Source organism: uncultured Bradyrhizobium sp. (assembly GCF_936943645.1).
Taxonomy (GTDB): Bacteria; Pseudomonadota; Alphaproteobacteria; order Rhizobiales; family Xanthobacteraceae; genus Bradyrhizobium.
This window is the reverse complement of the sequence record NZ_CAKZJO010000044.1, coordinates 1-25593: the sequence shown is the minus strand read 5'-3', so window position 1 is coordinate 25593 and position 25593 is coordinate 1. Positions and strand designations below refer to the sequence as shown.

Below are 25593 nucleotides of genomic sequence, written 5' to 3'. Positions count from 1 at the left end.
CCCTGCTGCTGACAGCATGTTGGCAGCAGCGGCCGGCTACGACCATCTCCTGACAAACGGGGAGAGCGGGTCATGCCGATCGAGGCAAGTTGCCATTGCGGTGAGACGGTGTTCGAGGTGACGGAGGCGCCTTCGAGCGTCACGCGCTGCACCTGTTCGCTCTGTGCCAAGCGCGGCGCGTTGTGGGCCTATTACACGCCCGCGCAGTTTCGGCTGCTGTCACCGCCGGAGAACGTCGCGACCTATCTCTGGGGAAGCCGTACCGTCAAACACCATTTCTGCGCGACGTGCGGCTGCGGCACCTATTCGGAATCGCCGGACTGGTCGACCGGCAAAGCCGATTTCGACAATCCCAAGGTCGCGGTGAACGCGCGCCTGTTCGACGATTTCGATCTCGATGCGGTGCCGGTGAACATGATCGACGGCAAGAATTTGTGGTGAGCCCGATGCTCTCGCAGCTGTTGTCGGGCCAAGGCGTAGCGCGCCCATCATTCGACCCTGATGCGGCTGGGCCATTACCGCAACACCACCCAAGCCGGCGCGTGATCGCTGGCGCCTTCCTCAGCGCGGACGTGTCTGTCGACACCGGCCTTGGCGAGGCGTGGGGCGAGGGCAGGGCTGAGCAGGAGATGATCAAGCCGCAGGCCCGCATCGCGCGGCCAGCGGTTCCGCTTGTAGTCCCAGAACGAGTAGATCCGCTTGTCCGGATGCAGATCGCGGATCGCGTCGCACCAACCTTGCTCGACAAGTGAGGCATAGGCCGCGCGGCTCTTCGGCTGGATCAGGGCATCCTTGTCCCATGAGCGCGTCGGATAGATGTCGATCTCCGTTGGCGCCACGTTGTAATCGCCGGCGAGCACGACGGGCAGATCCTGCTTGATGAAAGTCCTGGCGTGGCGCTTCAGGCGCGCGAACCAGTCGAGCTTGTAGTCGAATTTCGGCCCCGGCTGCGGGTTGCCGTTCGGCAGGTAGATGCTGGTGACGATGATGCCGCGCACGGCGGCCTCGATGTAGCGGGCTTCGTGATCGCCGGGTCTTCCGGGCAAGCGGTCGCGGGTGAGAATGAGTTCGGCCTTGCGGGCCAGGATGGCGACCCCGTTCCAGGTCTTTTGTCCGTGCCACACCGCGCCATAGCCGGCCTTTTCGATCGCGGCCGCCGGAAATTCGCCATCACTTGCCTTCAACTCCTGAAGTGCGACGACATCGGGTTTCGCTGCGCGCAGCCATGCCAGGAGATTGGGCAGGCGGCGGTTGACGTTGTTGATGTTGAATGTCGCGATCTTCATGTAGAGCTACCGGCTCCTGCCGCCCCATACCGGAGATATCATGTCCAAGTTGAACTTTGCCGCCATCGTCGTCGCCGTCGCGCTCTCCGGGCTCGCGTCGGCACAATCATCCGACCCGCGCGGCGCCTGCAAGGCAGACTATGACAAATTCTGCGCCGGCATCGCGCCGGGCGGCGGTCGCGTTGTCGCCTGCCTCAGCGAGAAGCGTGACCAGCTCAGCGCCACCTGCAAGGCGGCGCTGGACAACAGGAAGAAGAAGTAAGCGCGCCTCTCGTGTCCCGGACGCGCCTAGCGCGAGCCGGGACCCAGAACGCTGCGGAGTACACTGAGAGATGGGCCCCGGCTCAGCTGCGCACCGTCAAAGTGACGCTGCGCTGCGTTCGGGGCACGAGACTCGCGCTAAACTAACCCGGCAGCGGCGGCGGGGCCGTGGGCTGCTCGATCGGCGGCGGAGAGGGCGGCTGCGCGGCCGCCGGTGCGGGCTCCTTGGCCAGCGGTTCCTCGACATTGCCGCCCTTGTAGATGCGGGCGTAGCGGTGGCCGAGGCTGGTCAGCACCTCATAGCCGATGGTGCCGAAATGATGCGCGAGCTCGTCGACGGTGATGCCCTCGCCGAGCAGTGTCACCATATGGCCGCGCCGCACCGCATTCGGCGGCAGATCGGTGATGTCGATCGCGATCAGATCCATGGAGACGCGGCCCGCGACCGGGCAACGCTTGCCGGCGACGATCACCTCGGCGCCGCGGGTGCCGTCATTGGAGCTGGCGGCGCGGAAATAGCCGTCGGCATAGCCGACCGCGATGATGGCGAGCTTGGTCGGCCGCCGCGCGGTCCAGGTGCCGCCATAACCCACGGTCTCGCCGCGTTCGATGTTGCGGATCTGCACGATGCGCGCCTTGAGGTCTACGACCGGCTGCATCGGATTGTCGGCCTCCGGCGTCGGATTGACGCCGTAGAGCGCAGCCCCCGGCCGCACCAGGTCGAACTGGAACGGGGCCCCTAAGAAGATGCCGGAGGAATTGGCGAGCGCTGCCGGCACGCCGGAGAACTCGCTGGCGATGCCGCGGAAGGAAGCGAGCTGCTTGGCATTGACCGGGCTGTTGAGCTGCTCGGCCGAGACCAGATGGCTCATCACCAGCGTGATGCCGTGATCGCCGGCGTTGATGCGGGGGATGATGGCCTGCGCCTCCGAAAGCGTGAGGCCCAGCCGGTTCATGCCGGTGTCGATGTGGACAGCCGCGCCTCCGGTCCAGCCGGTGCGGCGGCAGAATACGTCCCATTCGGCGAGCTCGTTGAGGTCGCCGATGACAGGACGGCAATTGATCTTGGCGTAGTGCTCGCCGGTGTTCTGGAAATAGCCGCCGAGCACGTAGATCGTGGGCTCCGGGACGGCTGCGCGCACCTTGCGCGCTTCCTCGATGGTGGCGACGAAGAAGGTCTTGCAGCCGGCCTTGCTCAGGGCACGCGCGACCTGCTCGGCGCCGCAGCCATAGGCGTCGGCCTTGATCACCGCCGAGCACTCGGCCGGCACCGCGGTCTTCTCGAGCTTGCGCCAGTTGGCGATGATGGCGTCGAGATCGACGGTCAGCACGCCGCCATAGGCGGCGAGCGCGGCAGCCTGATTGGCTTCCGCGGAGAGAAGGCCGGATTGCGAGATCGTTTTCGGGTCGGACGCCATGGTCATGGCGTCGTTTTACGCAAGAGGCAGGCCCGGTTCAAGGAACTCAGTAGTCGTTGCCGCTGCGAGCCGGCAGCTGAGCGTCAGGCGCGAGGTCGCCGAACCGCGTGACCGAGGCTTCGAACGCCAGGTCGACGGTGCCGGTCGGGCCGTGGCGCTGCTTGCCGATGATGACCTCGGCCTTGCCGTGCGCAAGGCTCATGTCGAGCTGCCACTTCTCGTGTTCGGGTGTGCCGGGGCGGGGCTCCTTCATCGCGAGGTAATATTCCTCGCGGTACACGAACAGCACGACGTCGGCGTCCTGCTCGATCGATCCGGATTCACGCAGGTCGGAGAGCTGCGGCCGCTTGTCGTCGCGGGATTCGACCTGGCGCGAGAGCTGCGACAGCGCGATCACGGGAACGTTGAGTTCCTTGGCGAGCGCCTTCAGGCTGGTCGTGATCTCCGTGATTTCCTGCACGCGATTGTCGCTCCGCTTGCCGGAGCCGGACAGCAGCTGGATGTAGTCGATCACCAGCAGGTCGAGCCCCTTCTGCCGCTTCAGCCGCCGCGCACGCGCCATCAGCTGCGCGATCGACAGGCCACCGGTGGCGTCGACATAGAAGGGCAGGGACTGCAGCTCGATCGAGACCTCCCGGATCTTGTCGAAATCGGCTTCCGAGATGCCGCCGCGGCGGATGTGGGAGGAGGGAACGCCGGTGCGCTCGGCCACGATACGCGTGGCGAGCTGGTCGGCCGACATTTCGCAGGAGAAGAAGCCGATCACGCCGCCATTGGCGGCCTTCGTGGTGCCGTCGGCCTGGAGTTCCGGAATGTAGGCCTTGGCGACGTTGTAGGCGATGTTGGTCGCAAGCGAGGTCTTGCCCATGCCGGGACGGCCTGCGACGATGATGAGGTCGGAGTGCTGCAGACCGCCCATCTTGGTGTCGAGGTCGCGCATGCCCGTCGAGATGCCGGATAGCTTTCCGTCGCGCTGGAACGCCTTGGCCGCGAGGTCGACGGCGACGGCCAGCGCCTGCGAGAACTTCTGGAAGCCGCCGTCATAGCGGCCGGACTCGGCGAGCTCGTAGAGCTTTCGCTCGGCGTCCTCGATCTGCGCCCGCGGCTGGAAGTCGACCGGCGCGTCATAGGCGACGTTGACCATGTCCTCGCCGATGCCGATGAGGTCACGCCTGAGCGACAGGTCGTAGACGGTGCGGCCGTAGTCCTGGGCGTTGATGATGGTGGTCGCTTCGGCGGCGAGGCGCGCGAGATATTGCCCGATGGTCATGCCGCCGACATCGGTATCGGCCGGCAGGAAGGTCTTCAGCGTGACGGGCGTTGCGATCTTGCCCATCCGGATCAGGCTGCCGGCGGTCTCGAAGATGGTCTGGTGCAGCGGCTCGAAGAAATGCTTCGCCTCGAGGAAGTCGGAGACGCGGTAAAAGGCATCGTTGTTGACCAGAATCGCGCCCAGCAGGCTCTGTTCCGCCTCGATGTTGTGCGGAGCGCTCCGATAGGCGGGAGTTCCGGCATCGGGCGCGAGTTTGAGGACGTTCGAATCAGTCAGGGCCATGGTCGGACGTGCTTAGCAATTTTCTTGGGTGGATGCGGGGCCGGGATAAAGCGCCGCCGCAGACCAAAGCGGAAGCAAAAGCTCGCCGCTATCAACCGATCTTAAAAATGGTGGATGATTAGCAGCCGCAGCACGCGCCGCGCTTGACGGATTTTTGCGGAACCTGCGCGGCCCAAAAGCGGCCGCGACCACGCCACGGAAATATCCTGAAACTGTGAACCTAATGAAATGGCGCGCAGACGTATCGAAGAGCGCGCCAAAAGGTACGCGGTTCGGAGCTTTCGGCTCGCTTCAGACCAGCAGGAGGTAGACCAGCGCAACCAGAGCCGCCCCGACGCCGGTGACGATCAGGGCATAATCGGTGCGGAGGTCGTCCTGCACGTCAAATGAGGTTCGGGTCTCTTTGCTCATGGCGACGGTCTAGGACAGGTCCGACCAGACTTATGTGAAGTGGATCACATCTTCCCGGATTCTTTCGGGGGTATGAGCGGAACGGGCGGTCGTGCCGGGGATTGTTTCCCGCGGTCCGTCAACAGGGAACGAGGCAAGCCATGCGGCCAGAACGGCAGCACCAGATCTGGCGAAGCGAGGCGGGCAGCCGGCTTTGGCTGTCGGGGCTCATCGCCGCCATGGAGCACGCTGAGCGGCCCGAAGTCCGTCGCCAGCCCGTCGCACCGGAAATCCTGGTGGAACTGCGGGCGCAACTGGCGTTAACGGCGCTTTTCCGCTCCTCCCCAATTTCGACCCTGCGCCACTAGGATCTATTCACCCGCCAATTTCAGCCTCGGCCCGGTCGCAGCCTCGCGGGCGCGCAGCCGGGCTTCTTCGCGCGGCATGTAGTCGCGGGTGATCGGCACCACACCCTGCCGCCGGGTCAGCTGGATCTGGAAGTTCATCATGGCCTGCTTGCGGAACGTCATCTCGCAAGCGGCCAGATAGAATTCCCACATCAGCGCGAACCGCTCGTCGTAGAGCTGCACCGCCTCCTCGCGTCGCGCCATGAAACGCTCCCGCCAGGCTTTCAGCGTTTCCGCGTAGTGCAGACGCAAGATCTCGATATCGCAGACAAGGAGGCCGGCGCGCTCGATCGCCGGCAGCACTTCCGACAAAGCGGGGATATAGCCGCCGGGAAAGATGTATTTGGCAATCCAGGGATTGGTCGAGTCCGGCCCTTGCGAACGGCCGATCGAATGCAGCAGCATGATGCCGTTCTCGCCGAGCAGCTCGGCGCAGCGCTGGAAGTAGGTGTCGTAGAAGCGGGCGCCGACATGTTCGAACATGCCGACCGAGACGATGCGGTCGAACGGGCCTTCGATGTCGCGGTAGTCCTGCAGCAGGAATCGGGCCGAGCCGCTCAGGCCTTTTTCAGCCGCGCGCGCATTGGCGAGCTGCCACTGCTCGGTCGAGAGCGTCACGCCGGTGACGTTGGCGCCCGTGATCTCGGCGAGATAAAGCCCGAGCCCGCCCCAGCCGGAGCCGATGTCGAGCACGCGTTGCCCAGGCTCGATCAGCAGCTTGGCGGCGATGTGCCGTTTCTTGGCGAGCTGCGCATCGTCGAGCGTCTTCTCCGGCGTCTCGAAATAGGCGCAGCTGTATTGCTTGTCGGCGTCCAGGAAGAGCGAATAGAGGCGGGCGTCGAGATCGTAGTGATGTGCGACGTTGCGTCGGGCGCGCGAGCGCGGATTGAATTGCTTCAGGGGCCGCGTCAGATAGCGCAGATGCCACCAGGGCTTTGCCCACTGCGGCAATAGGTCGGGTTGATCGAGCAGGATCGCGAGGGCATCAGCTATGCTGCCGCGCTCGACGACGAAGTCGCCGTCCATATAGGCTTCGCCGAGCCCGAGCTCGGGATTGACGAGGATCTTCCGCTCCGCTTCTGCGGTGGCGAAGCGCACCGCGACCGGCTTGCCGGTGCCATCGCCGGCGGTGAACTTCGATCCACCGGAGCCGGTCACCGTCATCGACCCGCGGCGGATGAATTGAGACAGGAATCTACGCAGCAATCGGTCCATCGACACCTTCCTCTCGAGCGAACCCGAAGGGATGCGACTAACCCGGCCTTCACACCCGACGCTCAGGTCCCGCTCTGGTTCCTATGCGTTTGCATCCAAATCTGGGGATGACAGCCCGGACTCGCTATTGCGCTGTGATCGCAGCGGATATTCCAAGAACGCTTAATCACATCCTTGCGCGCGGAGGCTGCTTCCATTCGCGGCTCAATCCGCTAAAAGGTGACCCGCCGCCGCGCTGCACGCCGGCTGCACCCCTCGGAATTCAATGGAGATGATGGGAATGTCGAGCCGAGCGCTCAGCCTCGCGACGGTACTGCTTCTGATCGGCTTCGGCGCGACCGACACCGTTCTTGCGCAGGCGACGAACCTCGAGGCCGGCAAAACCCCGTCCCAGCTTTTCGCGCAGACCTGTAATGCGTGCCACAAGAGTCCGCGCGGACTTCTCAAATCCGTGGCGCCGGGTTCGCTGCCGGGCTTCCTGCGCCAGCACTACACCACGAGCTCGGACATGGCGGGCATCCTCGCCTCCTATCTCGTCTCCAACGGTGCCACCGACACCCGCTACCAGGCCAAGGACGGCAAGAAGGACGGCGCCAAGGAGAAGGACGCGAGCACCAGTCCCGAGCATCATGGCCGCCGCCCGCGCGCGCAGGACGCCGCCAAGCCGGACGGCGAGGCTGCTTCGCCCGCTGCGGAAGGTGCCCGCCAGAAGCGCGCTGCACGGCCGGCCGAGGAGGGCGCGAAACCCGAGGGCCAGGCTGCGCCCGCGGGGCGCAAGGGCAAGCATCGCACCAAGCCGGGGGCCGAAGAAGCCCCGAAGGTCGATGCCGCAGCGCCCGCCACTGAAGAGAAGAAGAGCGAGCCGAGGACCGAGACCGCAAAGCCCGAGAGCGCGAAGTCTGAGAGCCCGAAGGCCGAGCCCGACAGCAGCAAGCCATCTGAGAAGCCCGCGGAGGCCAAGCCGGACAGCAGCGCCAAGGTCGAGTCGCGCAGCAGCGATACACCGGCGCTACGGCCCGATCCTGTCCCGCAGGTGACACCGGCAGCTCCAGCCGCCGCCAAGCCCGCGGAGCCGGCCGCGCCCAAGCCGGCGGAAGAGGCGGCTCCCAAGCCCGCCGCCAGCTCCGAGCCGGCCCCGGCGCCCAAGCCGCAGGACCAGGCCCCGCCCGCGACCGCTGCGGCCCCTCAGCCGGCACCGGCCACGTCCTCCGGGCCTCCGGCGCCACCGATCTCGCGCTAGGCCAACCCAAATTTTTCAACGGACCTGAGGAGGCCGCGTCAATCGCGGCCTCCTCGTCGTCTTGACCGCCATTGGAGCACTGCTCTAGAGTAACACTCTAGGAGGCGTCGATGACGGCGAGCGTGCGAGACGATTTGCTGGCGGCCGGACTTGCCGTGTTCGATCGCGTCGGCTTCGAAGCTGCGACGGTCGCCGCGATCCGCGCCCGGGCGCACGCCTCCAACGGCAGCTTCTTTCACGCCTTCGGCTCGAAGAAGGAGCTCGCGGGCGCGCTGTTCCTGGAGGTGCTCAGGCACTACCACGCCGCGGTGCTGGCGGCGCTCGATCCTGCGCCCGGTGCCGAGCAAGGCGTCGATCGTCTGATCCGGGCTCATCTCGACTGGGTTGTGACCAGCCGGCGCGAAGCGCGCTACCTGTTCGAGATCTCGCGCAGCGAGTGGGGCGAGGAGGTGCGCGACGCCCAACGGGCGCGGAATGCGCGGCTCGCCGAAGGCATCGAGCGCTGGCGCGCGCCGCTGGTTGCGAGCGGCGAGCTGTTGCCGATGACGCCGGGGATGTTCGTCAGCCAGCTCATCGGGCCGGCGCAGATCTTCTGCCGCGCGTTCCTGTCGGGACGCGACCGCGCCGATCCGCGCGTCGAGGCCGACACGCTGATCGCCTGCGCCATTCGCGCGCTGAGACCATTCGATCGCATCAACAAGCAATAAGGAGAGACCGCATGCGAGCCGACGCTGATCCGGAATTTGCACCGATCGCCGAGCACATCCACACCAATGTCGGCCGGCAGGGCTTCATGAACCTGGTCGGCGCCGAGCTGTCGGAATTGACGCGCGGCACCTGCACGATTGCGGTGGACCGCCGGCCGGAGCTGCTGCAGCAGCACGGCTTCTTCCACGGCGGCGTCACCGCCTTCCTGGTCGACAACGCCACGACGATCGCGGCCGCCACCTCGCGCGGCCAGCCGGCGCTGACGGCGGAATACAAGCTCAATCTGTTGTCGCCTGCGGTCGGCGAGAAGCTGATCTGCCGCGCCCGGGTGATCAAGCCGGGCCGTCAGGTGTCGGTGGTTGCGGCCGACGTGTTCTGCGTCAGCGATGGGGTCGAGAAGCACACGGCGACGGCGCTGGCCTCGATTGCGATGCTGAGCGAGGACGTCGCCGCCAAAACGAAAAGCCCGGCCGCCTGAGGCGACCGGGTTTCGCAGTCTCGTCACGAATGCGAGGCTTACTTCTCTTCCGCAGCCGGGGCCGGCTCGACCTCGTCGTGCTGGGCTTCCGGATCGAAGAACTCGCCGGCGGCGGCGATCGCCTCGGCGGCCGCGTCGCGGTCCTCGTTGCGGGTCGAGATGTCCTCGCCGCGGTTGATGCGCTCGGCCTCGTCCTGGCTGCGCGCGACCGTGACGGTGATCTCGATCTCGACCTCGGGATGGACGGCGACGGTGATCGAGCGCTTGCCGATGACCTTGATCGGTGCGTCGAGCTGGATCTGCGGGCGGGCCAGCGAGATGCCGTCGGCTTCGAACGCCATCACGATGTCACGCACGTTGACCGAGCCGAACAGCTGGCCGGCTTCCGAGGCCTGACGGATCACGACGATGTTCTTGCCTTCGATCTTCTCGGCGACCTTGGACGCCTCGCCCTTCGAGGCGAGGTTGCGGGCCTCGAGCTCGGCCTTCATGCCGTCGTACTTGGCCTTGTTGTCGGCGGTGGCGCGCAGCGCCTTGCCGCGCTTGAGCAGGAAATTGCGGGCATAGCCGTCGCGAACCTTCACGACTTCGCCCATCTGGCCGAGCTTGCTCACGCGTTCCAGCAAAATGACTTCCATATTCGTTCTCCTTTTGAAGTGCTCTCTAAGGTTTCGGTTTCGGGTTTGAACTCAAGGGGTCGGCAGTGGCGGCGGTTGCCTGCTGCGCAGGAAGCGCTCGCGGAAGCCGAACACGGCGTCCGCAAGGCCGAGGATCACCATCGCGATCACCGGCCACCCGAACACGACCACGACGGCATAGGTCGAGCCGAGCCAGAACGTGCGGCTCTTCAGCGCCAGCGTGAGCGTATGCAGCACGGCGAAGCCGGTCAGCGCATAGCCCATCATCAACGCCGCCGCGATGATCTGCGCGGCGATCGCGAGCAGCCCGCCGGTGAAACAGAAGGCGAGCGCGATGCAGAGCGCCACCAGCGTCATCGGCGGCAGCTCCGCCGTCATCATATCGGGCCAGGGGCGCCGCAGCCGGCCTGACGTCGCCGTGACCTTGGCGCTGAGCCAGAGGTTGAGGGTCAGTGTCATCATCGCGATGACGGTGGCGCCAGCCGGTGCGATGCGCACCAGCGCGTCGACGAACTGACCGACTTCGCCGGCGCTTTGCGGGTCGGTGGCCCGGAGCAGGCGCAGGAGGCCGCGCCGCAGCGTGCCGATGATGGTGTCGGCGTCGGTCCCGAGTGTGAGCAGGGCGGCCATCGTGGTCAGCGCGGCGAAGCCGGCGAGCCACAGCAGGATGCGGCCGACCGGATACCACTCGAGCTCAAGCCCGGCAGCCGGCTCAGTGGCGGCGTCTGGCGCGGCAGCTCCCACGGGACGGCTGAGCAGAACGAGATGGCCGAGCCACCACGCCGGCAGCGCGACGGTGACGGCGAAGGCGAAGCAATAGGGCAGGCCGAACAGGGCGCCGAGGCCGATCGCGGCACCGATGCCGCCAAGGCTCGCGCAAAGGGGGCCCCAGCCGATCGCGGCGACCATCAGGGGGAGCGGTGCGAGATAGAACAGGACGAGCGAGATCAGCGCGCCCGAAATGATCGAGGCGAACATCAGGGCCGACGCAGCGCCGGCGATCAGGGCTATCAGCACAAATGGCATCATCAGCTGTCCCGCTCCCTTCGAGCGGTTAGAGGCTTCCTGCCCCAACCATCGGCGACCGGACGACCCGGAAGCCTTATGAAATTAAAGAGCGCAGCCGGCGGCGATATCGCCGCCGGCTGAATTCGTCTTAGCGAATGACGTAGGGCAAGAGGCCCAGGAACCGCGCGCGCTTGATGGCGCGGGCGAGCTCACGCTGCTTCTTCGCGGACACCGCGGTGATGCGGCTCGGCACGATCTTGCCGCGCTCGGAGACGTAACGCATCAGCAGCTTGGAGTCCTTGTAGTCGATCTTGGGAGCATTGGCGCCCGTGAACGGGCAGCTCTTGCGACGACGGAAAAACGGACGGCGTGCACCAGCTTCAGCCATGATTCTTACTCCGCATCCGTGGTTTCAGCTTCGTCACGCGGACGGCGCGGGCCGCGATCGCCGCGGAAACCGCCTTCGCGGTCGCCACGGAAGCCGCCTTCACGCTCGCCGCGGAAGCCACCGCCACGATCGTCACGCTCGCGATCACGGTCAGCCTTGCGCATCATCGCGGACGGGCCTTCCTCAAGTTCTTCGACGCGAACGCTGAGATAGCGGATCACGTCTTCGCTGATGCGCTCCTGGCGCTCGATCTCGGCGATCGCCGCAGCCGGCGCGTCGATGTTGAGCAGCACGAAGTGAGCCTTGCGGTTCTTGTTCATGCGGTAGGTGAGGGAGCGAACGCCCCAATTCTCGGTCTTGGTGACCTTGCCGCCGAGACCTTCGACGATGCCGGTCATCTGCGCAGTCAGCTCTTCGACCTGCTGCGTGCTCGCGTCCTGACGCGCGAGAAAGACATGCTCATAAAGAGCCATGATGGTCCTTTCCTCGTGTTGGCGCATCGCCCGGCGTCAAGCCCTTCAGAGGCCTTCGGAAAGGACTCTGGGATTAAGCTCAGAAGGCGGAAACACGGGACGACGGGCCGACTGGCCCTGCCACACCAAAATCACGAATGATTTGCTGAGACCGTCCGTTCAGCTCCCGGCCGGGGTCTGCGGATGCGCGCCTTATACGGATTCTGGCCGGCTTTGCAAGGTTGGAGGGCCGGATTTCGGCCTCGGCTGCCCCGGCGGAGGGGCCCGCCGCGCACCCTCCAATACCATGCCGCCTTGATTTATTTGTTTGTATATCATACAAACAAATCCGCGGGAGACCCCAATGGTGGAAAAGTCGGTCCAGGAGGCGGTTGAGGCAGCGGGCGATCCCAAGCACGCCGCTCGCGCGACGCGGTCGGCCGGCCGCAAGATGCGCTCGCTGCTGCTGGATGCGGCGAGCCCGTTGTTCCGGGAGCGGGGGCTGTCGGGTACGGCGATCACCGACATCGCCGCCGCCGCGGACGCATTCCCGAGCCAGATTACCTATTATTTCCGCACCAAGGAGGCGCTGTTCGTCGAATGCGCCTGCCGCGACCTCTTGTATCTGGCGCGTGCGACCGAGCAGGCGGCGCTGAAGGCGCGCACGCCGCGGGACTACACGCACGCGCTGGCGGAGACCGTGACGGCAAGCGATTCCGTCGCGTTCTTTGCGGAGGCCCTGACATTAACGCGGCGCCGCCAGGATCTGGCGCCGCTGGTCGAGCGCACCATCGAGCGCCTGCACAGTGAAGGCGCGCGCGCCTATGCAAGCCAGGTGGCGCGGCACGGCTGGCGCTCGCTGCGCGCACCCGATGAAAGCTCGCGGCGTTTCTGGGCCGTCGCCATCGGAATCATTCTCGAAGGCTATGCGATGGGCCGCTCGCCCGAAGCACTGTGCGCCGAGATGCTGCGCGTGCTCGGCGAGCAGGCGAAATCCGCTGGCGACACGGCGCGCCTGCGGCTCGTCGACGACGCGTCACATTCGAATGAAGAGGGGTAGGCCATGACCGCGCTTCGCATGCGGGCCCGCGACTTCCTGACCGACGATCAACTCGCCGATGTGCGCCAGCGCGTGACCTGGAAGGGCATCGCCCTGATCGTGCACGCCTGGGCGCTGATCATTGGCGCGGTTGCGCTGGTCGCGTGGTGGCCCAATCCGGTCACCTATGTTCTCGCCGTTGCCATCATCGGCTCGCGCCAGCTCGGCCTTGCGATCCTGATGCATGACGGCGCGCATGGCTGCCTGTCGGCCGACGAGAAAACCAATCTGACGCTGAGCCAATGGTTCTGCGCCTATCCGCTGTTTGCGGAGACGCGCAGCTACCGGCGCTATCACCTGCAGCACCATGCGCGCACGCAGCAGGAGGATGATCCCGATCTCGTGCTGTCGGCGCCGTTTCCGATCACCAAGCTGAGCTACCGCCGCAAGTTCATTCGCGACATTACCGGACAGACCGGCTACCAGCAGCGCAAGGCGCAGCTGCTCAACGCGCTCGGCCCGACGGACTGGCAGTGGCGGCAGCGCCTGGCGCATTTCTGGGAGAAGCTCGGCCCGCAATGCATCGTCAACGCCGTGATGTTTGCGGGGTGCGTGGCCGCCGGCGTGTGGTGGGCCTATCCGCTGCTATGGCTGGTGCCGCTGCTGACCTGGATGATGGTCATCACCCGCATCCGCAACATCGCCGAGCACGCCGTCGTCCCCGATAGCAGCGATCCCCTGCGCAACACCCGCACCACGCACGCCAATCTTCTCGAGCGCCTCTTCATCGCGCCCTACTACGTGAACTATCACCTCGAGCATCATTTGCTGTTCTATGTGCCCTGCTACAATCTGCCGAAGGTCCACCGGCTGCTGAGTGCGAGCCGGCATGCCGACCGTATGGAAGTGCAGCCGAACTACGCTGCCGTGTTGCGGCTCGCCACGGCCAAGCCGAATCGCGACGACAGACCGGGGCAATTGGCGAGCAGCGCGCGTCGCGCGCGGGCCGGCGCCGAGGTCGGCGCGGATCAGAAGGCGGGCGGCTTCTAGAGCGCTTTCGAGCGGAGTGAACACCGGCAAGCGCAAGGAAACGCGAGCGAGCTGGAATCTAGGCCCGTGCCGCAACTCTCGGGGCAGGGAGGAACGCTGTCGCTTCGGGGACGAGCGTGGCCGCTTCGACCGTGTCGGCATGGATCACGAAGGCGCCCTTGCCGCGGCGCTTGGCTTCGTACATGGCGCGATCGGCGGCGCTCAGCAATTCGTCGGCGGTGACGCCGTCGCGCGGTGCCGATGCCAGTCCGATGCTGGCCCCGACCCGGGCCGCCGGCTCGAATTCGAACGGCTCCGCTACGCGCGCGATGATCCGCTGCGCCACGGTCGTAGCTTCATGGTCGGTGACATCAGGCAGCAGGATGACGAATTCGTCGCCGCCAATGCGGCACACGACGTCGGCGTCGCGCACGCTGTCGCGGAGGCGCTTCGCCACGGCGACGAGAACGGCGTCCCCTGCGGCGTGGCCGAACCGGTCATTGACACCCTTGAAGCCGTCGAGATCGACACAGAACACCGTGAGCTTCGATGTCGTCGCTGCGTCCGGCCACGGTCCGTCGAGCATCCTGGCGAAGAGCTTCTGGTTGAGGGCGCGATTGGGCAGGCCGGTGAGCAGGTCGTGATGCGCCATCAGGCGGTTGTTGCGCTCGGAATGGTAGAGGTCGAGCAGGATCTTGTGGTTCTCCAACAGAAGAAAGATCATTCCTGCCGTGTAAACCGGCGTCTGCAGGCCGATGATGAACAGGAACGGCACGGGTGACAGGAGCGTGGCCACCGCGAAGGGCAGCGTCAGGATGCAGATCAGCAGAATGCCGTAGCGCGGCGTGCCGGCGTTGCGTGAGGCGATGCCGCCGACGAGATTGGCAAGGCCGATGCCGGCCATCAGGATCAGCGGCATGATGCCGGATGCGACGCATTGATAGCAGCCGGCAGAAATCAGGACGACCGAGGTCAGCCCTGCCCAGATCGGGGCAACGTTCACCGGCGCCCGCCGATCCCGCTTGGCTTTTGCGAGGGCTCTCATCATCAGCGAGATGCGCGTGCTGCCGAGGGCGATTTCCGCCAGCACCCAGGCATAGGCCCAGGCGGCTCCGGTCAGTGCGGCGGACAGCGAAGCGATCAGCAATGATGCCGCCACGGCGACGACCAGGGTCTTCGTCTTGTTGGTCCGCTGCTGGAGCAATTCGTTGTGGATGTCGTCAGGCTGCGGGCGCGGTCCTGCCAGAAGCCAGTCCACACAGGCCTGCAGCGTACGCCAAGGCCGCGGCGGTTGTCCGGCTGAAGCGGAAGTCATCGACATCTGTGGGAGCGCGGTTGCCATGGCCGCACCCTAGGCGACCGGCATTTAAGGCCGCTTAAGTCGGGGAACCAAGTTCCCGACAGCGTAAATGCTTTCCCCGCGGGGGGAAGCCCGGGTCCCTCGCAATGGACGGTTTTTGGGCTGCGATGCCTGGGGCCCGGCGCCCCGCCGGCGCCATCGCGGCTTGACAGCGCAGCCCCGGACGTTGTCTACGGCCCCCTTCGGAGCATGATCGGGAACCAAGGCCTGGGCCGGACGTAGTCGGCTGCCGGCTTCTCGAAGACCAAGCGATCCAGGGAGCGCCGATGACGGCAGCATTCACATTTCCGGGGCAGGGGTCCCAGGCGGTTGGCATGGGCAAGGCCCTGGCCGATACCTTTCCGGTGGCGCGCGCCGTGTTCGACGAGGTCGATGCCGCGCTTGGGGAAAAGCTGACGGCGATCATCTGGGATGGTCCGGCCGAAACCCTCCAGCTCACCGAAAATGCGCAGCCCGCGCTGATGGCCGTGTCTGTCGCCACCCTCCGCGTGCTGGAAGCTGAAGCTGGTTTTTCCGTGGGGCGGGACGCTGCCTTCGTCGCCGGCCACTCGCTCGGTGAATATTCGGCGCTGGCGGCGGCCGGCAGCCTGACGGTCTCGGATACCGCCCGTCTGCTCCGCACCCGCGGTCTTGCGATGCAAAAGGCGGTGCCGGTCGGCGCCGGCGCGATGGCCGCGCTGCTCGGCCTCGATTACGAGGCGGCCATGGAAGTCGCGAATGAAGCGGCGCAGGGGCAGGTCTGCCAGGCCGCCAACGACAATGGCGGCGGGCAGGTGGTCGTCTCCGGCGACAAGGCCGCGGTCGATCGCGCCGTCGAGATCGCCAAGACCAAGGGCGCCAAGCGCGCCATGCTGCTGCCGGTGTCCGCGCCGTTCCATTGCAAGCTCATGCAGCCCGCTGCCGATGCCATGGCGGACGCGCTGTCGAAGGTCACGATCAAGGCGCCGGCTGCGCCGCTGGTGTCGAACGTGCTGGCGAGCGCGATCACCGATCCCGACGAGATCCGCCGCCGCCTGGTCGAGCAGGTCACCGGCACGGTGCGCTGGCGCGAGTCGGTTGCCTATATGGCAGGACAGGGCGTCACCCGCTTCTTCGAGATCGGCGCCGGCAAGGTGCTGACCGGCCTCGTCAAGCGCATTGCGGACGGTGCCGTCGGCGTTTCGGTCGCCGGACCCAACGACATTGCCGCCGCCAAGGACGCACTGGCCGCTGCGAAGCAGAGCTGAATTTGCGCACGATCTTTCCGGAAAACCGCTGCGCACTTTTCCGGATCGTGCTTTGGAGGAGTATTCGATGTTCGATCTGACTGGCAAAAAGGCGCTCGTCACAGGCGCGACCGGCGGCATCGGTAACGCGATCGCGCAGGCGCTGCACGCACAGGGCGCCACTGTTTCGATCTCGGGCACGCGCAAGGAAGTGCTGGACGAACTGGCCGGCAAGCTCGGCGAGCGCACCCATGTGCTGCCCTGCAACCTCTCCAAGGCCGACGAGGTCGAGGCGCTGGTGCCCGCCGCGGAAGCTGCGATGGGGCAGGTCGACATCCTCGTCGCCAATGCCGGCATCACCCGCGACAATCTCTTCGTGCAGCTCCGCGACGAGGACTGGGAGGAGGTCATCAACATCAACCTGACCTCGACCTTCCGCCTGGCGCGCGCCGCGACCAAATTGATGATGCGCAAGCGCTTCGGCCGCATCATCGCCATCACCTCGATCGTCGGCGTCACCGGCAATCCCGGGCAGGGCAATTACACCGCGTCGAAGGCGGGCCTGATCGGCATGATCAAGACGCTGGGCGCTGAATACGCCAAGCGCGGCGTGACCGCGAACTGCATCGCGCCGGGTTTCATCAAGACGCCGATGACCGACGCGCTCAACGACAAGCAGCGCGAAACGATTCTGGCCAAGGTTCCGGCCGCCCGCCTGGGGACGCCCGAGGACATCGCGGCCGCCGCGGTCTACCTGAGCTCGAACGAAGCGGCCTATGTCACCGGCCAGACCATCCACGTCAACGGCGGCATGGCCATGATCTGAAGCCCTCGTTCCGCACTGCCCACATGGGGCGGTGCCGGATGCGGCAAACGGCCGTTTCCGGAGGGAAATGAGGCTTGTAGTCAAGGCAATTGAAGTATGATAACCGGACCTTCAACGGATGGGCAAAGAACGCCATTGCAGGTTTTTGAAACCCTGTATATTGGCGATGCGGAGCCTTGGCCGTCGTTCGCCGGGCCCTGTATCGGTTAGGATGGGGCCAAATCAAAGTTCGTAAGCGAAGGCAAGTAACACGACCACGACGGCTCGTATCGTCCCGGGGGGTCGGGTCTACAGGGAACAACACGAGGTTAAGCAATGAGTGACATTGGCGAGCGGGTTAAGAAGATCGTGGTCGAACACCTTGGTGTTGAACCCGAGAAGGTTGTCGACGCTGCGAGCTTCATCGACGACCTCGGCGCCGACAGTCTGGACACCGTCGAGCTGGTGATGGCGTTCGAAGAGGAATTCGGTTGCGAGATTCCGGACGACGCTGCGGAAACGATTCTCACCGTCGGCGACGCCACGAAGTTTCTCGAGAAGAACGCGAAGAGCTAAGGCTCTTCATTTTCGCGGGGACAACATTGAAACCGGACGGGCCGCTTCGCAGCGGTCAGCCGGTTTCTTGTTATTGGCCGTGAATCTTTCGATGCGGAGTTATCGGATATGAGGCGGGTTGTCGTCACGGGTCTCGGCATGGTCTCGCCACTCGGCTGCGGCGTCGAGCCGACCTGGAAGCGCATTCTCAACGGCGAAAGCGGTGCGCGCAGAATCGAGAGCTTCGATGTCTCCGATCTCCAGACCAAGATCGCCTGCACGGTGGTGCGCGGCGACGGGTCCAACGACACCTTCAATCCCGACAAGTGGATGGAGCCGAAGGACCAGCGCAAGGTCGACGACTTCATCATCTTCGGCATGGCCGCGGCCGGCCAGGCGCTCGACGACGCCAACTGGCATCCCGAGACCGAAGAGGACAAGTGCGCCACCGGCACCATGATCGGGTCCGGCATCGGCGGCCTCAACGGCATCGCCGACACCGCGATCCTCCTGAAGGAGCGCGGACCGCGCCGGGTGTCGCCGTTCTTCATTCCGGGCCGCCTGATCAATCTCGCCTCCGGCTACGTCTCGATCGCGCACGGCCTGAAGGGACCGAACCATTCGGTGGTCACGGCCTGCTCGACCGGCGCGCACGCCGTCGGCGATGCCGCCCGGCTGATTGCGCTGGGCGATGCCGATGTGATGGTCGCAGGCGGTGCCGAGTCGCCGATCAGCCGCATCGGCATCGCCGGCTTCAACGCCGCGCGGGCGCTCTCGACCGGCTTCAACGAGACGCCCGAGAAGGCCTCGCGCCCCTACGACAAGGACCGTGACGGTTTTGTCATGGGCGAGGGCGCCGGAGTCCTGGTGCTCGAGGAGCTCGAGCACGCAAGGCGCCGCGGCGCCCGGATCTATGCCGAGGTGATCGGTTACGGCCTGTCGGGTGACGCTTATCACATTACCTCACCGTCGCCCGACGGCGATGGCGGCTTCCGCAGCATGTCGGCGGCGCTCAAGCGCGCCGGCCTCACGGCATCCGATCTCGATTATATCAACGCGCACGGCACCTCGACGCCGCTCGGCGACGAGATCGAGCTCGGTGCGGTCGAGCGTCTGCTCGGCAATGCCGCCTCCAAGGTCGCGATGTCCTCGACCAAATCGTCGACGGGACATCTGCTCGGTGCGGCCGGCGCGATCGAGGCGATCTTCGCCATTCTCGCGATTCGCGATAATGTCGTGCCGCCGACGATCAACCTCGACAATCCGTCGGTGGAGACTGCAATCGACCTCGTGCCGCACACGGCGAAGAAGCGTGAGGTGAATGTCGCCTTGTCGAACTCTTTTGGTTTTGGCGGTACCAATGCGTCGGTGATCGTCCGGCGTCTGGCCAATTAGTTTGCGTTTGAGACGAATCCACCGTTTTGCCGTATTCGGCGATAGTCATGGAAGTGGGCGCGTGCATTTGGCTCGGCAAGCGATTGCCGGGCCGCTATTGAACCGGCAGGATTCAGGTTGCTTCGATGAGTGAAAGGCCGCCCATTTCGCCCCGGAGTCCGCGGGCAGCGCTGGAGCCCGAGCAGCTTCCGCCGCCGCCGAAGCGGTCGGACCGTGCCCGCAATCCCTTCGTGGTCGTCGGCAACGCCATCATCACCCTTTTGCTGATCGCCATGCTCGGCGCCGGTGGCGTCTATTATTACGGCCGGCAGGTGCTCGAGGCGCCGGGACCGCTGAAGGAAGACAAGATCGTCAACATCCCGCAGCGCGCGGGCAAGCGCGACATTGCGGAGACGCTGAACCGGGAAGGCGTGACGGACATCAATCCCTGGGTGTTCATCGCCAGCGTCGCCGCGCTGAAGGCGAGCTCGGACCTCAAGCCGGGTGAATATGCGTTCCAGAAGAACGCCTCGCTCCGCGACGTCATCGCCACCATCGTCGAGGGCAAGGTGGTGCAGCACGCCGTCACGATTCCGGAAGGCCTGACCTCCGAGCAGATCGTGGCGCGCCTGTCCGACAACGACATCTTCACCGGAAGCGTGCGCGAGCTGCCGCGCGAGGGCACGCTGTTGCCCGAGACCTACAAGTTCCCGCGCGGCACACCGCGTGACCAGGTGATCCAGCGCATGCAGCAGGCGCACAAGCGCGTGCTTGCCGAGATCTGGGAGCGCCGCAATCAGGACATTCCGGTCAAATCGCCGGAGCAATTGGTGACGCTGGCCTCGATCGTCGAGAAGGAGACCGGCAAGCCCGACGAGCGCAGCCGCGTCGCTGCGGTGTTCGTCAATCGCCTGAAGCAGCGCATCAAGCTGCAGTCCGATCCGACCATCATCTACGGCCTCGTCGGCGGCAAGGGCACGCTGGGCCGTCCGATCAAGCGCAGCGAGATCACGCAGCCGTCGCCCTACAACACCTATGTGATCGAAGGCCTGCCGCCGGGTCCGATCTCCAACCCCGGCCGCGCCTCGCTGGAAGCCGCCGCCAATCCGGCCCGTACCCGCGACCTCTATTTCGTCGCCGACGGCACCGGTGGACATGCCTTCACCGAGACGTACGACGCGCATCAGAAGAACGTCGCCAAGCTGCGCGCGATGGAGAAGCAGATCCAGAACGACACGGTCGAGCCGGCCGAGGATGCGCCGCCGCCCGCCGCGGCCGCACCCGGTGGCGCGACCGATACGCCCACGGCAACCACGCCGGCCCGGCCGAGCCAGCAGAAGAAGCCGCCGGCGGCACGCCCCGCAGCACCGGCGCGGCAGGGCGCGGTGCAGCCGTCGCCGCCGGTGGTCCAGCGCTAGGCGCTGTACAGATCTGCCTGCGGACTTTGCGGATTCCACTTTCCTGCAAAATAGTCTTAAGATTCGCGTGGCTTGATGCCTCGCGAATCCCGCGTTTCTGGAGATTTTGACCTGATGGCGCTGTCGTCCATGACCGGCTTTGCCCGTAGCCACGGCGCAAGCGGGCCGTACACGTTCGAATGGGAATTGAAGTCGGTCAACGCCAAGGGCTTTGACCTCAGGGTCCGGTTGCCGCAGGGGTTCGACGAGCTCGAGGCCCATGCCAAGAAGCGCGCCGGCGAGCTTTTGTCGCGCGGCACGGTCTACGCCAACCTCAACGTCAAGCGCACCAATGCGGCCGCCACGGTCCGCGTCAACGAGGACGTGCTCAACGCGGTGCTGAAGGCCGCCGCGGTGATCGCCGGCAAGGTCGACGCGGTGGCGCCGAGCATTGACGGCCTGCTCGCCATCAAGGGCGTCGTCGAGGTCGCCGAGCCCGAGGGGGACGAGGAGGAGGACAAGGCCGCGCGCGCCGCGGCCGCCGCGGCCTTCGACAAGGCGCTCGACGAGCTCGTCGCGATGCGCAGGCGCGAGGGCACCTCGCTCGGGCAGATCCTGACCCAGCGGGTGGACGAGATCGAGCAGCTGGCAAAAAAGGCCGAAGCCGCGCCCGGCCGCAAGCCGGAGGCGATCAGGGCCAGGCTCGCCGAGCAGATCGCGAGCCTTCTCGACACCTCCGACCGTTTCGATTCCGACCGCCTGATGCAGGAGGCGATCCTGATCGCCACCAAGGCCGACATCCGCGAGGAGCTCGACCGGATCGCCTCGCATGTCGCCCAGGCGCGCGAGCTGATCGGCAAGGGCGGCCCGATCGGCCGCAAGCTCGACTTCCTGGCTCAGGAGTTTCACCGCGAGGTCAACACCTGCTGCTCGAAGTCGAACGACATCGAGCTGACCAATACGGGCCTCGCCATGAAGAACGTGGTCGAGCAGTTCCGCGAGCAGGTCCAGAATCTGGAGTGATCGATGACATCAGGCGGTCACGGAACTGACGGTGTCGAGCGGCGCGGCTTGATGTTCGTGCTGTCCTCGCCCTCGGGCGCGGGCAAGACGACGCTGTCGCGTCTTCTGATCGAGCGCATGGCCGGCCTGAAGATGTCGGTCTCCGCGACAACGCGGTCGATGCGGCCGGGCGAGGTCGACGGCAAGGATTACCTGTTCGTCGACAAGTCCCGCTTCGATGCGATGGTGAAGGGCGACGAGCTGCTGGAATGGGCCACGGTGTTCGACAACAGCTACGGCACGCCGCGCGCGCCGGTCGAGGCCGCGCTGTCGTCGGGGCAGGACGTGCTGTTCGACATCGACTGGCAGGGCACGCAGCAATTGCGCGAGAAAGCGCGCGCCGACGTCGTCAGCGTCTTCATCCTGCCGCCCTCGGCCGCCGACCTCGAGAAGCGCCTGCATTCGCGCGCGCAGGATTCCGACGAGGTGATCCGCAAGCGCATGAGCCGCGCCAGCCACGAGATGAGCCACTGGGCCGAGTACGACTACATCGTGATCAACCACGACGTCGACGAGGCCTTCGCCGAGGTTCAGTCGATCCTGAAGGCCGAGCGTCTCAAGCGCGAGCGGCGGATTGGCCTCGTTGGCTTTGTGCGAGGTCTGCAAGGGCAGCTTCAGGGCTAGGCTGCGGCAACCGCGGCCCTTGTTTCGCCAACTGTTCAAGCATTGCGGTGATCACGTCGACGTCGACGGTGTCCTCGATCTGCATCTCCTCATCGCGATGACCTTCCTCGCGGGCGACCGGCTTGTTGGCGCCGACCTCCTGAATCTCGTTGCTGTGCTGGGCCACGAGCCGGGGCGCGGCTTCGATCTCGAACGTTCCGTTGAAGATGTCGGCTTCGTCGAGCTCTGCGGCCTCGTCGCGAACCGAGGCTGACTGGGCTGCGATCCTGCCGATCTCCTTGGTGAACGCCGCAAGTTGCGCGGTCTGCGGCGGGCGCACCTCGTCGAAGTCGACCGGTCCCGACTGCGGGCGCAGCGCAGCGGCCAGCCTTGCATCCTGCCAGGGGGCACGGCTTGCGTCGTGGTCTTGCGGCGCCCAATCGTCCCAATGGCCGCGGCGGTCGGCAGCCTGGACGCGCACGCGCCGGCGAGCGAGACGGTAGATCACGCTGGCGAGGAGGCCCGCGAGCGCCAGCGCGGCGCCGATCACCAGCAGCAGCATCTGCACCGAGCCGCCGGGCTTGTCGGTCGAGCCGTCGGTTGCGGCGGGCGGGAGCGGGGCAGGGGATTTTGACGGCTTTGCGCTCGGCTGCGCGGCGGCTGTGGCTACGGCGGGTGCGGGCTGCGGCGCTGGTGCGGCGGGCGCCGCGGCGACATCGGGCCATGGCGCGGCGGCGGGAGGCTGCTCGGCGCTGCTCTCAGCCTGGTTCGCGGCTTGTTGTGCCGGAGGCGGGGCGGTCGGTGAGGCCTGCGTGGTCGCGCTCGGCGCCTTGGGGGCTGCACTGCTCCGCGGCCCCATATATTCGGCGTGCGCGTCCTGTACCGTCTGCTGCGGCGGTGCCGCGGAATCCGATGATGGCTCGGTCGTGGCTTGCGCGGTCTGCGCGGCCTTCGCGCTGTCCTTGTCGCCGGCGGCGCGCAGATACCAGCACTTCTGCTTGGTCGTGCGCTCGAGGCGATAGTACCAGTGCTGCCCCTGCGGCGCGGTGCCCTTCGGCGAGGCGAGGCAGTCGGCGGCTGGGCCGGCCGCGCTCGATGTGGCCGGCGCGTTCTGCGACACGGCGGCGAGCGGCACGCCGGCGATGAGGCTGCCGACAAGCGCGGATATGAACTTTGCGGTGCGGTTGCCCATCCTGGTCTCCCGGTTACGCATGACGCAACTCTTAACCAGCCCTTTGTCATCAAAGACTTGGGTGGCAATGAGCCGCAAATCCGGAGAGGATGTGGCTTGAATTGGGCCTGCGGGATGATTGTTCCGCAGCGAAACAGGGCCCTTTCGCCGCTACTGTTTCGCCGAAGTCCAGGTTCCGCCGCACCCATCGGAACGGCGCCAGGTTCCGGAACCGCTGCGGCCGCCAAGACGTCCCGCCCCCGTGAAGGTCACGCCGCCGTCGCCATGACCGAACGTCCTGACGGAGCCGCTCGCGCTGACCGTGCCGCTGACGCCCTGGCCGATGACCTTGCCCGAGGAGACCACGACCGCGCCGGACGTCGAGCCGCCACAGCCGACGCTGGTCACCACCCAGGCGCCGTCGAAGCCGCCGCCGCCACCACCGCCTCCGCCGCTTCGCCGCGACGACGAGCGCGGCTCCTCGGCTGCCGGCTTGCTCCGGCGCGCCGGGGGTGCGGGCTCGGCCGAGCGGTCCGAACGTGAGCCCGACAGCGATTTCTCGTCATTGCCGATCGAGCCGCCGGCACTGCCGGATTGCGCCAACAGAGGCGACAAGGCGGACGCTGCAGCCAGGATGGCGGTGAGAAGGACGGCGAGGGCGGTCGGACGGGTGACGGCATTGAGCATGAGCAAAAATCCAAATTGAAAAAGGATCAGCGGCCGGAGCCGTCGGCGCAGACGGCTCCGATAATGCGGCAAGCTTTGCCAGCCTTGCCGCATTCGTCAAGCGCGGCGTCCTTGGCCCGCTGCACGCCCTCGCGCTGGACCAGCGACCAGGATTTGTCGGAGATCGCAAACGCGCCGCAGCTCCTGCCGTAGAAGGAGAGTTCGATCGGGCATTTGGCGCCGGCGCAATTGCCGCGCGCATCCGCCACCGCCGCGCGTCGCGAGGCATGATTCCAGGAGATGCCCCATTTGCTGCTGTCGGGGCCGTAGACGATCGAGCCCCAGGGCTTGAGATCCTCCATCTTGCGCATCCGCAACAACAGGCCTTCGGTGGCTTCGCCTGTTGGCGCCATCGAAATCCGTTGCTGCAGCTTGGTGATCGCGCGCGTCAGGCCGTCGGGCGTATCAGGATCGAAATTGAGCTCGTAGAGCCGCTCGCTGAGCTCGCTGAGCAGCGCGGCATCGCGCAAGGGAACGCGGTCGGGATCGGCGCGCAGACGCTCCGCCGGCAAGGGATCGGGCTGCATCGCCGCAACCTGCGGCGGCGCGGCTTGCGTTGGCGGCACGAAGAAGAACGTGCCGTCGATCGGCGAGGACGACACCCAGGGCTGCTGCGCGCCGGCGGTGGCGCGTTTTACGGCGAGGCCGACCTGGTTGAAGGTCTGGAATACGTCGAGACCCGCGACCCGGATCGTGGTGGCCAGCGCCTTGGTGTAGGGGCTGTGGCCGTCGGCGCCGTCCTGGGCGACGTTGCCGGGCTGCGTCGCGTAGGAAATCAGCGTGCCCTCGGGCGCGCGCATCTGCGCAAGTCCGCCATCTGCGGCGCGAAGGCCGCGCGAGCCAAAGGGGTTGTTGCGGCAGGCATCGAGGATGACGAGGTTGAGGCGGGTGCCGGAGCCCTGCATCTGGCGCAGCACGAGGTTGACGTCGGTCATCTGGAAGTCGACATCGGCCTCCCGCGTCGGATTGGCGCCGACCGGCACGAGATAGTTGGAGCCGGCGACCTGAACGCCGTGGCCGGCATAATAGAACAGCGCGACGTCGGCGCCCTGGACCTGGCGGCCAAAACTCTGCACCGCGATGTCCATCGCGCCCTTGTCGAGATCGAGCTGGGCGCGCCCGCCGACCAGCGTGAAGCCGAGCGCCCCGAGCGTCTCCGCCATCAGGCCCGCGTCCTTCGAGGGATTGTCGAGCGGCGTGATGTTCTTGTAGGCGGAATTGCCGACCACGAGCGCGATGCGCTTCTCGGCCGTTGCCGGCTCCGCAGTGACGACAAGCAGGGCCAGCGCCGCCAGCCCCAGGACGCGATTGAAAAGGACGCGATTTAAAATGCTCGCGCGCATCAAAATTCCCCAAAGTAATGGCGCCAGTGTATCAGCCCGGCGTGCCGGCGAAAAGCGGGTGGAAAGGGACGGCGTAGGGCAGGCTCCTGTCCCGGACAAGCTGCAACGCATATGCGTTGCGGCGCAGGGGACCCAGTACGCGCTGGACTCCGCTGCGATGTAGGCCCCGGCTCTGCAGCGCACCGCCAAGGGGGCGCTGCGCTGCGTCCGGGGCACGAGCGGAGTGTGGCGCCGCTCTCTCCGCCGTCATTGCGAGCGTAGCGAAGCAATCCAGAATCTCTCCGCGGAGGGATTCTGGATTGCTTCGTCGCAAGGGCTCCTCGCAAGGACGGAGCGTGATGAGCGGTCAGCGTCCTCCAACTTTCAGCTCGACTGCAGACATGCGTCCTCATTCTCGCGGCGCATTTCGCCCGAGCTTTGTCGCTTCGTTCGCGCGCTTTGAAGGCCAAAGGGCGCAGGGAAGGCCGGGTGCCGGCGGCA

The 25593-nt window shown here is 66.1% G+C and carries 27 protein-coding genes; 15 read left to right on the top strand and 12 right to left on the bottom strand.

From position 1 onward, the window contains the following. Positions 1 to 72: 72 nt before the first annotated feature. On the top strand, positions 73 to 441 hold the full coding sequence (locus Q0743_RS06520) for a GFA family protein (protein WP_298240750.1): 369 nt from the start codon (positions 73 to 75) through the stop codon (positions 439 to 441). A 74-nt stretch (positions 442 to 515) separates the two neighbouring features. Here Q0743_RS06520 and Q0743_RS06515 read toward each other — a convergent pair whose 3' ends face one another. Next, entirely contained in the window at positions 516 to 1286 is a 771-nt protein-coding gene (locus tag Q0743_RS06515; RefSeq protein WP_298240749.1) for an exodeoxyribonuclease III, read from the bottom strand. A 40-nt stretch (positions 1287 to 1326) separates the two neighbouring features. Between Q0743_RS06515 and Q0743_RS06510 the strand changes: the two genes are divergently transcribed. Then, a complete protein-coding gene (locus Q0743_RS06510; RefSeq protein WP_298240748.1) occupies positions 1327 to 1548 on the top strand; it encodes a cysteine rich repeat-containing protein in 222 nt (73 codons plus the stop codon). Positions 1549 to 1690: 142 nt separating this feature from the next. Here the strand turns inward: Q0743_RS06510 and alr are convergent, their stop codons facing one another. Both alr and Q0743_RS06500 read right to left on the bottom strand, forming a co-directional pair. Further along, positions 1691 to 2965, bottom strand: a complete 1275-nt coding sequence (alr, locus tag Q0743_RS06505) for an alanine racemase (protein WP_298240796.1) — start codon at positions 2963 to 2965, stop codon at positions 1691 to 1693. Positions 2966 to 3011: 46 nt separating this feature from the next. Beyond that, positions 3012 to 4520: a replicative DNA helicase gene (locus Q0743_RS06500; RefSeq protein ID WP_298240747.1), complete on the bottom strand. Its 1509-nt coding sequence runs from the start codon at positions 4518 to 4520 to the stop codon at positions 3012 to 3014. A gap of 551 nt (positions 4521 to 5071) precedes the next feature. On the opposite strand from Q0743_RS06500, the gene Q0743_RS06495 reads away from it, so the two are divergent. Beyond that, positions 5072 to 5278, top strand: a complete 207-nt coding sequence (locus Q0743_RS06495; protein ID WP_298240746.1) for a transcriptional regulator — start codon at positions 5072 to 5074, stop codon at positions 5276 to 5278. A 3-nt stretch (positions 5279 to 5281) separates the two neighbouring features. On the opposite strand, the gene Q0743_RS06490 is transcribed toward Q0743_RS06495, so the two are convergent. Then, on the bottom strand, positions 5282 to 6532 hold the full coding sequence (locus Q0743_RS06490) for a cyclopropane-fatty-acyl-phospholipid synthase family protein (RefSeq protein ID WP_298240745.1): 1251 nt from the start codon (positions 6530 to 6532) through the stop codon (positions 5282 to 5284). 280 nt (positions 6533 to 6812) lie between these two features. Here Q0743_RS06490 and Q0743_RS06485 point away from each other — a divergent pair, with 280 nt between their 5' ends. The 3 genes from Q0743_RS06485 (at position 6813) to Q0743_RS06475 (ending at position 8958) form a co-directional block, all read left to right on the top strand. Next, positions 6813 to 7772 carry a hypothetical protein gene (locus Q0743_RS06485; RefSeq protein ID WP_298240744.1) on the top strand — a complete coding sequence of 320 codons (960 nt, stop codon included), beginning with the start codon at positions 6813 to 6815 and terminating at the stop codon, positions 7770 to 7772. Between the two features lie 110 nt (positions 7773 to 7882). Then, positions 7883 to 8479, top strand: coding sequence for a TetR/AcrR family transcriptional regulator (locus Q0743_RS06480; RefSeq protein WP_298240743.1), 597 nt, complete (start codon positions 7883 to 7885; stop codon positions 8477 to 8479). Positions 8480 to 8490: 11 nt separating this feature from the next. Continuing rightward, complete coding sequence (locus Q0743_RS06475) at positions 8491 to 8958, top strand: PaaI family thioesterase (RefSeq protein ID WP_298240742.1); 468 nt, start codon at positions 8491 to 8493, stop codon at positions 8956 to 8958. A 38-nt stretch (positions 8959 to 8996) separates the two neighbouring features. On the opposite strand, the gene rplI is transcribed toward Q0743_RS06475, so the two are convergent. The 4 genes from rplI to rpsF form a co-directional block, all read right to left on the bottom strand. Further along, entirely contained in the window at positions 8997 to 9596 is a 600-nt protein-coding gene (rplI, locus tag Q0743_RS06470; RefSeq protein ID WP_298240741.1) for a 50S ribosomal protein L9, read from the bottom strand. 51 nt (positions 9597 to 9647) lie between these two features. Continuing rightward, on the bottom strand, positions 9648 to 10625 hold the full coding sequence (locus Q0743_RS06465; protein WP_298240740.1) for a hypothetical protein: 978 nt from the start codon (positions 10623 to 10625) through the stop codon (positions 9648 to 9650). 127 nt (positions 10626 to 10752) lie between these two features. Next, a complete protein-coding gene (rpsR, locus tag Q0743_RS06460) occupies positions 10753 to 10992 on the bottom strand; it encodes a 30S ribosomal protein S18 (protein WP_007592020.1) in 240 nt (79 codons plus the stop codon). 5 nt (positions 10993 to 10997) lie between these two features. Beyond that, a complete protein-coding gene (gene rpsF, locus Q0743_RS06455; RefSeq protein ID WP_298240739.1) occupies positions 10998 to 11465 on the bottom strand; it encodes a 30S ribosomal protein S6 in 468 nt (155 codons plus the stop codon). Positions 11466 to 11808: 343 nt separating this feature from the next. Between rpsF and Q0743_RS06450 the strand changes: the two genes are divergently transcribed. Both Q0743_RS06450 and Q0743_RS06445 read left to right on the top strand, forming a co-directional pair. Then, positions 11809 to 12504 carry a TetR/AcrR family transcriptional regulator C-terminal domain-containing protein gene (locus Q0743_RS06450; RefSeq protein WP_298240738.1) on the top strand — a complete coding sequence of 232 codons (696 nt, stop codon included), beginning with the start codon at positions 11809 to 11811 and terminating at the stop codon, positions 12502 to 12504. Between the two features lie 3 nt (positions 12505 to 12507). Further along, entirely contained in the window at positions 12508 to 13533 is a 1026-nt protein-coding gene (locus Q0743_RS06445; RefSeq protein ID WP_298240737.1) for a fatty acid desaturase family protein, read from the top strand. A gap of 58 nt (positions 13534 to 13591) precedes the next feature. Here Q0743_RS06445 and Q0743_RS06440 read toward each other — a convergent pair whose 3' ends face one another. Then, a complete protein-coding gene (locus Q0743_RS06440) occupies positions 13592 to 14770 on the bottom strand; it encodes a GGDEF domain-containing protein (protein ID WP_298240736.1) in 1179 nt (392 codons plus the stop codon). Between the two features lie 368 nt (positions 14771 to 15138). On the opposite strand from Q0743_RS06440, the gene fabD reads away from it, so the two are divergent. From fabD to gmk, 7 genes are all read left to right on the top strand, one after another. Continuing rightward, entirely contained in the window at positions 15139 to 16098 is a 960-nt protein-coding gene (fabD, locus tag Q0743_RS06435) for an ACP S-malonyltransferase (RefSeq protein WP_298240735.1), read from the top strand. 67 nt (positions 16099 to 16165) lie between these two features. Next, the gene (gene fabG, locus Q0743_RS06430) at positions 16166 to 16903 is read left to right on the top strand and encodes a 3-oxoacyl-[acyl-carrier-protein] reductase (RefSeq protein ID WP_298240734.1); all 738 of its coding nucleotides are present in this window, start codon (positions 16166 to 16168) and stop codon (positions 16901 to 16903) included. Positions 16904 to 17218: 315 nt separating this feature from the next. Further along, positions 17219 to 17458 carry an acyl carrier protein gene (locus tag Q0743_RS06425; protein ID WP_008130699.1) on the top strand — a complete coding sequence of 80 codons (240 nt, stop codon included), beginning with the start codon at positions 17219 to 17221 and terminating at the stop codon, positions 17456 to 17458. Positions 17459 to 17566: 108 nt separating this feature from the next. After that, complete coding sequence (fabF, locus tag Q0743_RS06420; protein WP_247281617.1) at positions 17567 to 18832, top strand: beta-ketoacyl-ACP synthase II; 1266 nt, start codon at positions 17567 to 17569, stop codon at positions 18830 to 18832. Positions 18833 to 18957: 125 nt separating this feature from the next. Continuing rightward, on the top strand, positions 18958 to 20229 hold the full coding sequence (gene mltG / locus Q0743_RS06415) for an endolytic transglycosylase MltG (protein WP_298240733.1): 1272 nt from the start codon (positions 18958 to 18960) through the stop codon (positions 20227 to 20229). A gap of 114 nt (positions 20230 to 20343) precedes the next feature. After that, positions 20344 to 21231 carry a YicC/YloC family endoribonuclease gene (locus Q0743_RS06410; protein ID WP_298240732.1) on the top strand — a complete coding sequence of 296 codons (888 nt, stop codon included), beginning with the start codon at positions 20344 to 20346 and terminating at the stop codon, positions 21229 to 21231. A gap of 3 nt (positions 21232 to 21234) precedes the next feature. Further along, positions 21235 to 21894 (top strand): guanylate kinase, encoded by a 660-nt coding sequence (gene gmk, locus Q0743_RS06405; protein WP_298240731.1) that lies wholly within the window; start codon positions 21235 to 21237, stop codon positions 21892 to 21894. Here gmk and Q0743_RS06400 read toward each other — a convergent pair. From Q0743_RS06400 to Q0743_RS06390, 3 genes are all read right to left on the bottom strand, one after another. Continuing rightward, a complete protein-coding gene (locus Q0743_RS06400) occupies positions 21827 to 23065 on the bottom strand; it encodes a hypothetical protein (protein ID WP_298240730.1) in 1239 nt (412 codons plus the stop codon). The genes gmk and Q0743_RS06400 overlap by 68 nt on opposite strands. Before the next feature lie 150 nt (positions 23066 to 23215). Then, positions 23216 to 23731 carry a hypothetical protein gene (locus Q0743_RS06395; protein WP_298240729.1) on the bottom strand — a complete coding sequence of 172 codons (516 nt, stop codon included), beginning with the start codon at positions 23729 to 23731 and terminating at the stop codon, positions 23216 to 23218. A gap of 26 nt (positions 23732 to 23757) precedes the next feature. Further along, positions 23758 to 25113 carry a caspase family protein gene (locus Q0743_RS06390; protein WP_298240728.1) on the bottom strand — a complete coding sequence of 452 codons (1356 nt, stop codon included), beginning with the start codon at positions 25111 to 25113 and terminating at the stop codon, positions 23758 to 23760. Positions 25114 to 25593: the final 480 nt, after the last annotated feature.